An 11,682-nucleotide genomic window follows, 5' to 3' on the forward strand; every position below is an offset into this window, starting at 1 on the left:
ATGGTCAGCCCGTCAGGATGTCGACCGGTGTGAGCGTGATGGCCGGGAAGACGGCCAGCAGCACGAGCACGGCCACGATGGCGACGTAGTGCAGGCGGGCCGACTTGACGATCTGCTCGATCTTCAGGCCGCTGACGTACGAGGTGGCGAACAGGCAGACCCCGACCGGCGGAGTCACCAGCCCGATGGTCAGCCCGGCAACCAGGAAGACCACGAAATGGATGGGGTCGATGCCGACCGCGACGGCGGTCGGCATGAGCACCGGGACCAGGATCAGGATGGCGGCGATGATGTCCATCACCGCGCCGACGATCAGGAACACCAGCCCCATCAGCAGCATCACCACGACCGGGCTGTCCGACAGCCCGAGCAGCAGCTCGCTGACCTTCGCGGGCAGGCCGTCGATGGTGAACACGTACGAGGCCGCCGCGGCCGTCATGGCGATGAGCAGCACCGTGCCGGTGGTGACGCCGGACTGCACGAGCATCCGCGGGATGTCGCGCAGGCGCAGCTGCCGATAGATCAGGACTCCGACCACGAGGCTGTAGACCACCGCGAGCCCGGCCGCCTCGGTTGGCGTCACGATCCCGGTGAAGATGCTGGCCAGGATGACCACCGGGCCGCCGAGCGCCGGTATGCCGACCAGCGAGCTCCGTGCGGCGCGGCGCCACGAGAACTGGCTGACCTCGCCGTAGCCGGACCGCCGGGACATGTAGTAGTTGAGGCCCAGGAACGCTCCGACGAGCAGCACGGCCGGTCCGACGCCGCCGGCGAGGGCGGCACCCACCGACTGACCCGCCGACGCCGCAGCGATGATCACGAGAATGCTCGGCGGGATGACCGACGAGAGGGTGGAGCTCATCATCGTGGTCACGGCGGCGTAGTCACGCGGGTACTTGTGCTGGGTCATCGCACGGATCTGCAGCGGACCGAGCGCGGCCACGTCGGCGACCGACGAGCCGGAGATCCCGCCGAAGACCGCGGATCCGAGGATGTTCACGTGACCCAGCCCGCCGCGGAAACGGCCGACCCACGAGTCGGCCGCGGTGAAGATCCGGTCCGCGATACCGCCACCGGTCATGATGGTTCCGGCCAGGATGAACAGCGGCACCGCCACCAGCAGGAAGCTGTTCATCGACGACTGCATCGACTGCGTCATGACCGACAACGGCACGTCGTGGATGAACAACGTGCTCGCCACCGCCAGACCCAGCGAGACCGCGAGCGGCACCCCGATGAGCGCCAGGGCGAAGAAGACGAGCAGCAGTGTCAGGCTCATACCGACGTCATCTCCCCGTGCTCGATGCGGTGGCGTACGTCGGCGGACCGGTAGACCGACTGGACGTGCGCGACGATCGCGAGCACGGCGCCGGCGAGCACCGGCACCGTCATCAGGTACATGCCGACGCCGAGCACCGCGGTGCTCTCACCCGTCTGCAGCTGCTGCTGAATCAGCTCCCATGCCTGCACGGCGACCAGGGAGAAGAACAGGATCCCGGCCGCGGCGTACAGGTGCACCATGGCCTTCTTCAGTGGCCGCGGAAGCCGGCCGACGACGAACACGATCCGCGCGTGCGACGCGTTCCGGAAGCCCACGGCCATGCCGAGGAACGTGGCGTAGACGAAACAGAACCGGGTCAGCTCCTCGGTCCACGGCTCCGGCCGGCCGAGCAGCCGGGTCCCGACCTGGACCGAGACGGTGAGCACCAGGGCGAGCACACTGACGAAGAGGATCGCGTCGACGACGGTCCAGAGCGGGCCCCGGGGGACCGGCTTCCCGGGGCCGGACACGTCGGTGTCGGTGCCCGTCGCGGCCTCCTCGGCGCCGTCCGCCGCGGACCGGGACTCGGCGGAACGCTCAGGGGAGATCATGGCCGGTGAACTCCAACGTGGTCCGGAAGAACTCCGGGCCGCCCACCAGCGACTCGAACTCCGGATAGAGCTTCTCCGCCTCGGCGGCGAAGGCGGCGCGCTGCTGCTCCGACAGCTCGGTGACCTTCATGCCCTCGCTCTTCAGCTGGTCCAGGAGCTTCTGCTCGTTGGCCGCGGCCTGCTCGACCTGCTGTGCGGCGACGTCCTGCGCGACGCCACGGACGGTCTCCTGGGTGTCGGCGTCGAGTGATTCCCACTTCTGCGAGTTCAGGGCCAGCACGAACGCGTCCGCGATGTGCCCGGTGAGCGAGATGTGCTGTTGGACCTCGTAGAACTTGTTCGCGACCGGGACCTCCGCCGGGTTCTCCTGGCCGTCGATCGCTCCCAACTGGAGCGCGGTGTAGACCTCGGAGAAGTCCATCGGGGTCGGCTGCGCGCCGAGCGACTCGAAGAACTTCACCCACAGGTCGTTGTTCGGCACGCGCAGCTTCACGCCCTCGAAGTCCGCCGGGGACTCGATCGGCGCGCCGGAGGTGGTGGTGTGCCGGAACGTCCGCGGGATCATGGCCAGACCGGTGACGCCGATGTCCTCGAGGCCGGCCAGCAGCTGCTGACCCGGTTCGCCGGACAGGTAGCTGGCGTACTGCTCCTCGTCCTTGAACAGGTACGGCATGCTGATCGCGTTGAACCGATCGTCGAAGGACGCGAACACCGACGTCGAGAGCATCAGCGCGTCGATGGACCCGTTCTTCAACTGGTTCACGGCGGCGTTCTGGTCGCCGCCGAACAGCGTGCCGTCGGGGAAGACCTCGACCGTGACGTCGCCGCCGGTCGCCTCCTCGACCTGGTCGGCGAAGTCCTGGGCGGCGACCCCGACGGCCGATTCCGCGGGGTCGGGGATGCCCAGCTTGAGGCCGGTTCCGGAGCCTCCACCGGCACTCGCGTCGTCGCCGCAGGACGACAGCACCAGGGCCGAGGCCGCCATCACGGCCGCGACGGGAAAGGCAGTGGACATAGTTCGTCGAGACATGGGCACTCCTGGGTACGACGGATCAGCACGCACGGCCCCGAGGGCGTGGCGTGGAAGCTTGTTGAGGTGTGGCCGTCAGGCGACGAGGACGGTGGCCAGATCGGAGTCGTGGAACGGCCGGAGCTGCTCGGCCGTGGCGTCGCTGTCGGTGATCACCGTGTAGGGACGCTCGAGTGGCGTCCAGTAATGAAAGGGACTCGCACCGATCTTCGAGTGATCGGCGAGGACGTAGACCCGGCCTGCTCGCTCGACCATCAACCGCTTGAGCGAGCTCAACGCCGGATAGCGGTTGGACACTCCGTGCTCGGCGGTGATGCCGTCGGCGCCGAGGAAGAGCGTGTCCGCGGACAGGCTCCGCAGCGTCTCTTCGGCGATCGGCCCCTGCAGCGCCTGGCTCTTGTGCCGTAGCTCGCCGCCGAGCACCGTCACGTCGACCGCGTCGCTCTCGCGCAGCGTCGTGATGGCGTTCACGCCGTTGGTGACGACGTGCAGGCCCTCGCGGTGACGCAGATGCCACGCGAGCCGGCCGGTCGTGGTGCCGGCGTCGAGGACGAGGGTTTCACCGTCCTCGACGTGCGTGGCGGCGAGCAGGGCGATGGCTTCCTTCTGCGCCGGGTGCTTCTGGTCCTTCTGCTGCAGTGTCGGCTCGGAGTTGCCGATGACGGCACCGCCGTAGGTACGTGTCACCCGGCCGGTGTCGGTCAGAACCTTCAGATCGCGCCGGATCGTCGACGCGGACACACCGAGTCGTTTGCTCAGTTCGAGCACGTGGCCGTTGCCGTGCAGCAGCTCGCGGAGGATGACCTCATGGCGCCCGGCGGTGTCCATTCGGCGGCCTCCTCACGTCGTCGGTCACGAACCCTATCGGTGTCTGGGTGGTGGAGACCATACGAAGGCATGCGCGATTGCGTCAAGAGTATTGCGCGATTAGTTCACCAGTGGGCCGTGTTCGCGCAGTTCGTGCTCAGTCCGCGCAGAATGGCGGCGACACGGCGTCAGGGGCCCACCATCAGCGCCGAAGCACGCGGCGCCAGGAAGTGGTCCATGACCAGCTCAGCGGCACCGAGTGCCGCCACCTGCTCGCCCACGGCGGAGCTTTCCACGGCGACGTTCTCGCGCTCGACGACGAGCTCCTGCGCCACCAGCTCGGGCAGGACCGGCAGGAACGCCGTACTCAGCCGGTTCCAGAGCGGGCCGCCGACGACGACACGCGGCATGTCCAGCAGGTTCACCAGCACGCCGAGGCCCACGGCGACACGTCCGGCAGCACGTTCGAGGATCCGGGTCGCGCCGCCGTCCCCGGCCGCGGCCAGGTCGCACAGCGCCGTGCAGGAGTCGTCGATGGCCAGGTAGTCACTCAGGTTCGGCAGCGGCAGCAGTCCCAGGTGTGCCGCCTGAAGGACGAGCGCCTCGGGCACGCACGCCGAGGCCAGGCCACCGCGGCGGCCACTCCACTCGAGCTGCTCCGCCTCCGGGTCGACGATGATGTCGCCGATCTCGCCGATGTTGTTCGTCGTCCCGCGGAACACCTGGTTGTCGATGACCATGGAGGCGCCGACCCCTGAGCCCAGATAGAGGAAGACGAACGCGTTCGGCGAATCCTTCGACGAGCGCAGCTCCGCGGTGGCCGCCGCGGTGACGTCCTTGTCGAGAAGCACCGGCAGCCCTGTCGCCTCGTGCAGGTCCGACCGCAACTGGACGTTGCGCCAGTTGGGCAGCTGCGGCGGGTCGAGGATGAGGCCGGCCTGGACGTCCAGCGGCCCGGGCGCGGCGATGCCGAGCCCCAGCACGCGGTTGCGGTCGACGCCGGCTTCGGTGATCAGCGCGTCGACGGAGTCGGCGATGAGGGCCGTGACCTCCGGCGGGTTGGTCGCCTGCGGCGTGCGCTGCTGGCGTTGCAGCCGCACCTCGCCGTCGAGGTCGAGCAGTACGGTGGTCAGCCGCGCCGGGTCGATGTGCACCCCGACGGAGAACGCGCCGTCGCGGTCGATGACCAGCGGGATGCTGGGCCGCCCGCGGGTGGTTTCGCCAGGGGTAGTCTCGCAGATCAGGTTGTCGTCGATCAGACGCCGGGTGATGTTCGATATCGTCTGCGAGCTCAACCCCGATTCGCGCTGCAGGTCGGCTCGGCTCACCCCCGGTGAGCGGCGCACCACGTCGAGCACGACGGCCTGGTTGAAGTCGGCCAGCCGGAGTTGGTTGCTGCCTCGCCGCATGCGACTCCTTCCCTGCACGGCATCGAAGCTACCCGTTGCGGCGGCCGGCGCCGCTGACCTCTTTAATCTAGTCGATAGATGAATATATACCGACCACTGTTACAGCGGAGCAACCGGAAGGTTCCCCTAGAGCGCCGTGTGACCACCGCTGTTCGATCATGCCAGGGGTTGACCGTTGCCACCAACCTCCCTAGCATGGTCCGATCTTTATCCCATCCAGTTGAGAAATATCGCCGTCATCACCACCACGGGGAAGCGTGTAGAGAGGTGTCGCAATGCAGCGCAATCGTGTCTTCCCGGCCGTGACCGCCGCCGCACTCGCGGTCGGCATGCTCGCAGCGTGCTCGGACAGCGACGACGGAACAAGCGGACCCGTGACCATCAAGCTCCTCGAGTACCAGCAGGCCCGTGCCGACGTCGTCGAGAAGCTGATCCCCCGGTTCGAGAGCGCCATGGCCGAGCAGGGCAAGGACATCCAGGTCGAGCTGGTCACCGACCCGCTCACCGACGACCAGTTCCGGACGAAGATCACGCAGCAGTTCCACTCGGGCACGGCGCCGGACGTCGTCGACATGGGCGGGAGCCACGTCACCGGCTTCGCCGGCGCCGGCTACCTGCTGCAGCTGGACGAGTACCTGAACGAGTGGCCCACGTGGGAGAAGTACTACTCGGCCGTCAAGCAGAAGGCCGAGCAGGTCGACGGTCACTACTACTCGCTGCCCCACGAGGCGAGCGTGCAGAGCCTCTTCTACCGCAAGGACGTCCTCGAGGAGATGGGCATCGACACCTCGCAGCCACAGACCTGGGACGAGCTGATCGGCCGACTGAAGAAGGTCACGGCCGAGACGGGGAAGCCGTCGATCGTGATCCCGGCCGGCACCGCGTGGGGTGCCGGAACGTGGTCCGAGGGGTTCCTGCCGATCGTCGCCGGCACGGACAGCACGTTCTACGACCGAGAGGCCGGGAAGTGGACGCTGGAGAGTGACGGGCTGTCGGCGACGTTCGACCTGTACGCCGAGCTCACCAAGGCCGGCCTCCTACCGACCCAGGCGCTGCTCAACCCGAACCCGTGGGAACCGACGAAGTACAAGCAGTTCCCGGAAGGCACCCTTCCGGTCGCCGCTCAGGGCACCTGGGGCTGGCGCTACGACTGGGGTCCCAACGGGGCCGCGCCGATCAAGAACGTGAAGGACAAGGTCGCGACGTGGAACTACCCGGCCCTGACGCCGGGCGGCGAGCCGTACTCGATCAGTGGCGGCGGATACAACTACGGCGTCAACGCCGAGACCGAGAACCCGGACGCCGCTGTCGAGCTCGTCAAGTGGCTGAGCTCGGACAAGGCAGCAGCCGAGCAGCTCACCGCCATCGGCGCGGCGGCGCCGCATCCGGGAATCTCGGACGTCGAGCCGTACAAGAGCCAGCCGACCCTGCTCGACGCGGAGGCGAAGCTCGAGGACAGCATCGTGGCGCCGGAGGGTGACGGCAACACCCGCGTTTCCCAGGCCGTGCAGAGCGCGACCGAGAGCATCCTGCTCGGCAAGGCCGACGGCGCCGAGGCCGCGTCGGCGTTCGCGCAGGACGCAGCAGAGCTGCTCGGTGAGAACCTGGTCGCGAAGTGACGTTCGCGCACGTACCGGCCGTTGTCCGGCCACGCCGGCGCCTCCAGCAGCGTGGCATGCTGCCACTGCTGCTGGGGCCGTCGGTGCTGCTCATCGCCGTCTTCGTGATCGCCCCGGCCGTTTACGGCATCTACCTCGGCTTCACGAACACTCAGCTCACCGGATTCGCCGCCCGAGATCCCGACTTCGTCGGGCTCGACAACTACCAGAACCTGCTCACGTCGGACGAGTTCCTCGGCTCGCTGGGACACACGGCACAGTTCGTGTTCTTCTCCGCGATCATCGGGCAGACCATTCTCGGGATGGCCGCGGCGCTACTGCTGCGGAAGAAGTGGCTCAGAGGGAAAGGACTGTTCGGCGCCGCGATCCTCCTGCCGATGGTGGTGCCCGAGGTCGTCGCCTCACTGACCTGGGCGAGCGTGCTGTCGCCACGCGACGAGGGCACGTTCAACCGGCTGATCGGGCTCTTCGGCGGCGCATCGGCCGCACCGCTGCAGGAAGCTCCGATGCTCTCGATCATCATCGTCAACATCTGGCGCGGCATCGCACTCGCGATGATCATGTTCCAGGCGGCGTTGGAAGACGTCCCGGACGAGCTCATCGAGGCCGCCCGGGTGGACGGTGCCGGCGCCATGCGCGTCTTCCGATACGTCACGCTGCCGCTGATCCGCGGACCGGTGTTCCTCTACCTGTTGCTGACGACCATCACGACGGTCGGGGTGTTCGGCCTCGTGTACTTCCTCACCCAGGGCGGTCCGGGCTCGGCCACCCAGTTGACGTCCATCTACATTTACCAGCACGCCTTTCAGTATTCGCAGATCGGCCTCGGCAGTGCGGCCTCCGTCATTCTTCTGGCGTTACTCCTGGTGCTCGGCCTCACCTACGTCCGGCTGTCGAAGGTGGAGGTCTGATGGCAACGGCAGCGACACTCGAGAAGAGCACGGCAACCGTTCGAAAGCCACACCGCCGGATGTCGCGTGTGATGGCGGTCCGGCAGGCAATGCAGTACGTCCTGATCGTTCTACTCGCGTTGTTCTGCCTGGTGCCGTTCGCGTGGATGGTGCTCAGCGCCGTGGACGCTCAGGCCGGTCCCACGGTTCAGTCGCCCGAGTTCACGCTCGACAACTTCGTCCGGTTCTTCACGAAGGCGGACACCCCGCGGCTACTCGCGAACAGCCTCCTCATCTCGGTCTCGGCGACGGCGCTCAACCTCGCGTGCGGCATCTTCGGTGCCTACGCGCTGTCGCGCATCCGTTTCCGGGGCCGCAAAACGTTCATGTTCTCGATCCTGCTCATCCGGGTGATCCCGCCGCCGGCCACGATCGTGGCGCTCTACCTGATGATGGTCAAAATGAGTCTCGACAACAGTTACCTGGGGCTGATCCTGGTCGAGGCCGCCGCCGCGCTGCCCGTGACGTTGTGGCTGCTGAAGGGCGCGATCGACGCGATACCGTTCGAGCTCGAGGAAGCCGCGTGGATGGACGGAAGCACCCGCTTCGGCGCCATTCGCAAGATCGTCTTCCCGTTGGTCGGACCCGGTCTCGGAGCAGCGGCTCTGATCGCCTTCATGGCGGTGTGGGGCGACTTCCTCACTCCCCTGGTCCTGTTGCAGTCGCCGGATCTCTACCCGTTGTCAATCGGGCTGTTCCGCGCCTTCACTGCGTTCAACCAGGTGGATTGGGGCGTGCTCGCCGCAAGCGCCGTCATTTACATGACACCACCGGCGATCCTCTACGGATTCCTACGCCGCTACCTGTTCCGCGCCAGCATCGGCAGCGCGGTCAAAGGCTGACCCTTCGCAGCGATCCTGCGTGTATTCCAGTCCCTGTGGGAGATGACATCCTTGGTTGACGACTTCAATCCGAACGGCCGGGTGCAACTCGACGCGACCGCGCTCACGATGCTGCGGGTACGGCGATTCACCAAGTTCCGTATCGGTCCCGCGGTGTACCGGGATTCGCGCCCGGTCGAGATCCGCGCGTGGACGGTCGGTGGTGAGCCGGTGCCGTTCGAGCACGCCGTGGCGCAGCGGTTCGAGCCGTTCTCGGTCGGCGAGGTTTGGGGCCGGCCATGGGACACGGTCTGGTTCGACGTGCGCGGCGACGTCCCGGCCGACTGGGAGCCGGACGAGACGGAGCTCGTGGTCGATCTGGGCTTCACGGGTGATCAGCCCGGCTTCCAGGCGGAGGGAACCGTGTACCGACCGGACGGCACCATCGTCAAGGCGATCGAACCGCTGAACGCCTGGGCCCCGCTGCCCGGGCCGGGCCCGTTCCGGCTGCTGATCGAGGCGGCCGCCAACCCCATCGTCCAGGTGCCGTACGAGTACGAGCCGACATCACTCGGCGACAAGGCGACGGCGGGCGACGCGTTCCAGTACCGGCTCGCCGAGCTGTCCGTCTCGCGGCGTGACCCGGTGGTGTGGGAGCTGCTGCAGGACGTTCGCACCCTGGACGGGCTGGTCGACGTCCTCCCGCCCGACGGGTCGCGGCGCGCCGAGATCGTGCATGCGCTGGAGCGCATGGTCGACGTCATGGACCCCGACGACGTGCACGGCACCGCAGCGCTCGGACGTGAAGCGCTGGCTCCGGCTCTGGCCGGCGGCGCCGCCGACAGCTCGCTGATCGTGACGGCGGTGGGCCACGCCCACATCGACTGCGCGTGGCTGTGGCCGGTCCGCGAGACGGTCCGCAAGGTGGCGCGGACGTTCGCGAACGTGCTCGACCTGGCCGACCGTGATCCGGACTTCGTGTTCGCGGCGTCCTCGGCACAGCAGTACGCGTGGCTCAAGGAGAGCCGGCCCGACCTGTTCGAGCGCGTCCGCAAGGCGGTCGCCGACGGCGTCGTCCGCCCGGTGGGCGGGATGTGGGTGGAGTCCGACACCAACATGCCCGGCGGCGAGGCGCTGGCCCGGCAGTTCGTGCTCGGCAAGCGATTCTTCCTCGAGGAGTTCGGCGTCGAGACCGAAGAGGCCTGGCTGCCCGACTCGTTCGGCTACACGGCGGCGCTCCCGCAGATCGTGCGGGCGGCGGGGGCACGGTACTTCCTCACCCAGAAGCCGTCGTGGAACGAGGTCAACCGGATGCCGCACTCGAGCTTCCACTGGGAGGGCATCGACGGCTCACGGGTGTTCACGCATTTCCCGCCCGCCGAGACCTACAACTCCGACCTCGGGGCCTCCGACCTCGCCCGCACCGAGAGCTCGTTCCGGCAGAAAGGGGCGGCACGCCACGTTCTCGGGCTGTTCGGCTGGGGCGACGGCGGAGGAGGACCCACCCGCGAGATGCTCGCGGCCGCCGAGCGGAAGAAGGATCTCGACGGCGTGCCGCGGGTGCGCCTCGGTGATCCGCGGAGCTTCTTCGCCACGGCCGAGGCCGAGCTGCCCGAGCCGCCGGTGTGGGTCGGCGAGATGTACCTCGAGCTGCATCGCGGCACGCTGACGTCGCAGCAGCGCGGCAAGCGCGGCAACCGGCACAGTGAGGCGCTGCTGCGCGAGGCCGAGCTGTGGGCGGCGACCGCCGCCGTGCTGCGCGGCACGCCGTACCCGTACGACGCGCTGGAGAGCGCGTGGCGGACCGTGCTCCTGCAGCAGTTCCACGACATCCTGCCGGGCACGTCGATCGCCTGGGTGCATCAGGAGGCAGAACGCGACCACGAGCGGGTGGCCACCGAGTTGACGGAGCTCATCGACGCCTCCCTCGCCGCTGTCGCCGGCGACGGCGACGCGCCGGTTGCCGCGAACGCCGGGCCGTACCCGCAGGCCGGAGTCCCCGCCCTCGGCGTCGCGCCCGCGACCCCGCCGGCGGCCGCACGTCCGCGGTGGCACGGCGACCGGATCGTGCTCGAGGACGAACAGCTGTATGCCGAGGTCGACCGGCGCGGCACGCTGGTCTCGGTCGTCGACCGGGCCGCGGATCGCGAGTTGCTGCCCCGCGGGCTCGCGGGCGGCGTTCTCCAGCTCTTCCGCGACACACCGCGCGAGTGGGATGCGTGGGACATCAACGACGAGGACAAGCGCAGCGGTCGCGATCTGCTCGACCCGGTCTCCGTCGACATCGCGGACGGTTCGGTGCTGGTCCGGCACGCCTGGGACGGCACGAGCATCGACATGACCATCCGGCTGGTGGACGGCCGGATCGAGTACGGTTTCGACGTCGACTGGCACGAGTCGCAGAAGCTGCTCAAGCTCGCGTTCCCGCTCGACGTCCGTGCGGACAAGGCGACGTCGGAGATCCAGTTCGGCCACATCCACCGCCCGATCCACCAGAACACGTCCTGGGACGAGGCACGGTTCGAGACCGTCGCGCATCGCTGGATCCACGTCGGCGAGCCCGGCTACGGCGTCGCCGTCGCCAACGACGTGGTGTACGGCCACGACGTGCGCAACGGCCACGCGCCCGACGGAAAGCCGATGACCACCGCACGGCTCTCGCTGCTGCGCGCGCCCCGGTATCCCGACCCGGCCGCGGACCAGGGGCGGCACCCGTTCACGGTCAGCCTCCGCCCGGGCGGCATCCCCGACGCGATCGCCGACGGATACGCGCAGCACCTGCCGCTGCGCACCACCCGGGGCACGCCGACGGAACCGCTTGTGCAGGTGTCGGACCCGGCCGTGGTCGTCGAGAGCGTCAAGCTCGCCGAGGATCGTTCCGGCGACCTCGTCGTGCGGCTCTACGAGGCACACGGCAACCGTTCCCGAGCGACGGTGCGGACATCGTTCGACTGGAGCGAGGTCACCGCGACCGACCTGCTCGAGCGGCCGTCGGACAGCGAGGCGGTCCGCGACGTCTCCCCCGGTTCGGCGGTCGACCTGGTGATGCGGCCCTTCGAGTTGCTGACGCTGCGGTTCCGCGACCCGGCGGCGTGATGGACTCGCGTCGTCCCGGCGACACCCCGTCGTCCCGGCGACACCGCACCCCGACGAGCGCAGCGGCCTCCCGAGGCG

9 protein-coding genes are annotated in these 11,682 nt (G+C 68.4%); 4 read left to right on the forward strand and 5 right to left on the reverse strand.

Going from position 1 to position 11,682, the window contains the following annotated elements; translation table 11 throughout:
- Positions 1-4: 4 nt before the first annotated feature.
- From CLV30_RS00120 to CLV30_RS00140, 5 genes are all read right to left on the reverse strand, one after another.
- Positions 5-1,279, reverse strand: a complete 1,275-nt coding sequence (locus CLV30_RS00120) for a TRAP transporter large permease (protein WP_106535169.1) — start codon at positions 1,277-1,279, stop codon at positions 5-7.
- Positions 1,276-1,872: a TRAP transporter small permease gene (locus tag CLV30_RS00125; protein WP_106535170.1), complete on the reverse strand. Its 597-nt coding sequence runs from the start codon at positions 1,870-1,872 to the stop codon at positions 1,276-1,278. The genes CLV30_RS00120 and CLV30_RS00125 overlap by 4 nt, the downstream gene beginning before the upstream one ends.
- Positions 1,859-2,902 carry a DctP family TRAP transporter solute-binding subunit gene (locus tag CLV30_RS00130; protein ID WP_106535171.1) on the reverse strand — a complete coding sequence of 348 codons (1,044 nt, stop codon included), beginning with the start codon at positions 2,900-2,902 and terminating at the stop codon, positions 1,859-1,861. Before CLV30_RS00130 ends, CLV30_RS00125 begins: the two co-directional genes overlap by 14 nt.
- Positions 2,903-2,977: 75 nt before the next feature.
- Complete coding sequence (locus CLV30_RS00135; protein ID WP_106535172.1) at positions 2,978-3,730, reverse strand: DeoR/GlpR family DNA-binding transcription regulator; 753 nt, start codon at positions 3,728-3,730, stop codon at positions 2,978-2,980.
- Between the two features lie 167 nt (positions 3,731-3,897).
- Positions 3,898-5,118, reverse strand: coding sequence for an ROK family transcriptional regulator (locus CLV30_RS00140; protein WP_106535173.1), 1,221 nt, complete (start codon positions 5,116-5,118; stop codon positions 3,898-3,900).
- A gap of 275 nt (positions 5,119-5,393) precedes the next feature.
- Between CLV30_RS00140 and CLV30_RS00145 the strand changes: the two genes are divergently transcribed.
- The 4 genes from CLV30_RS00145 (at position 5,394) to CLV30_RS00160 (ending at position 11,604) form a co-directional block, all read left to right on the forward strand.
- Complete coding sequence (locus CLV30_RS00145; protein ID WP_106535174.1) at positions 5,394-6,737, forward strand: ABC transporter substrate-binding protein; 1,344 nt, start codon at positions 5,394-5,396, stop codon at positions 6,735-6,737.
- A 56-nt stretch (positions 6,738-6,793) separates the two neighbouring features.
- Positions 6,794-7,648: a carbohydrate ABC transporter permease gene (locus tag CLV30_RS00150; protein ID WP_106535175.1), complete on the forward strand. Its 855-nt coding sequence runs from the start codon at positions 6,794-6,796 to the stop codon at positions 7,646-7,648.
- Positions 7,649-7,719: 71 nt separating this feature from the next.
- Entirely contained in the window at positions 7,720-8,529 is an 810-nt protein-coding gene (locus tag CLV30_RS00155; RefSeq protein WP_205740325.1) for a carbohydrate ABC transporter permease, read from the forward strand.
- A gap of 108 nt (positions 8,530-8,637) precedes the next feature.
- Positions 8,638-11,604, forward strand: a complete 2,967-nt coding sequence (locus CLV30_RS00160) for an alpha-mannosidase (protein WP_165358419.1) — start codon at positions 8,638-8,640, stop codon at positions 11,602-11,604.
- The last annotated feature ends 78 nt before the right edge of the window (positions 11,605-11,682 follow it).

It is taken from the genome of Haloactinopolyspora alba, from assembly GCF_003014555.1.
Classification (GTDB): Bacteria; Actinomycetota; Actinomycetes; order Jiangellales; family Jiangellaceae; genus Haloactinopolyspora; species Haloactinopolyspora alba.

Coding starts and splice junctions, on each gene's coding strand:
- CLV30_RS00120 (WP_106535169.1), bottom strand. CDS start 1,279: ATGAGCCTGACACTGCTGCTCGTCTTCTTCGCCCTGGCGCTCATCGGG.
- CLV30_RS00125 (WP_106535170.1), bottom strand. CDS start 1,872: ATGATCTCCCCTGAGCGTTCCGCCGAGTCCCGGTCCGCGGCGGACGGC.
- CLV30_RS00130 (WP_106535171.1), bottom strand. CDS start 2,902: ATGTCTCGACGAACTATGTCCACTGCCTTTCCCGTCGCGGCCGTGATG.
- CLV30_RS00135 (WP_106535172.1), bottom strand. CDS start 3,730: ATGGACACCGCCGGGCGCCATGAGGTCATCCTCCGCGAGCTGCTGCAC.
- CLV30_RS00140 (WP_106535173.1), bottom strand. CDS start 5,118: ATGCGGCGAGGCAGCAACCAACTCCGGCTGGCCGACTTCAACCAGGCC.
- CLV30_RS00145 (WP_106535174.1), top strand. CDS start 5,394: ATGCAGCGCAATCGTGTCTTCCCGGCCGTGACCGCCGCCGCACTCGCG.
- CLV30_RS00150 (WP_106535175.1), top strand. CDS start 6,794: ATGCTGCCACTGCTGCTGGGGCCGTCGGTGCTGCTCATCGCCGTCTTC.
- CLV30_RS00155 (WP_205740325.1), top strand. CDS start 7,720: ATGGCGGTCCGGCAGGCAATGCAGTACGTCCTGATCGTTCTACTCGCG.
- CLV30_RS00160 (WP_165358419.1), top strand. CDS start 8,638: ATGCTGCGGGTACGGCGATTCACCAAGTTCCGTATCGGTCCCGCGGTG.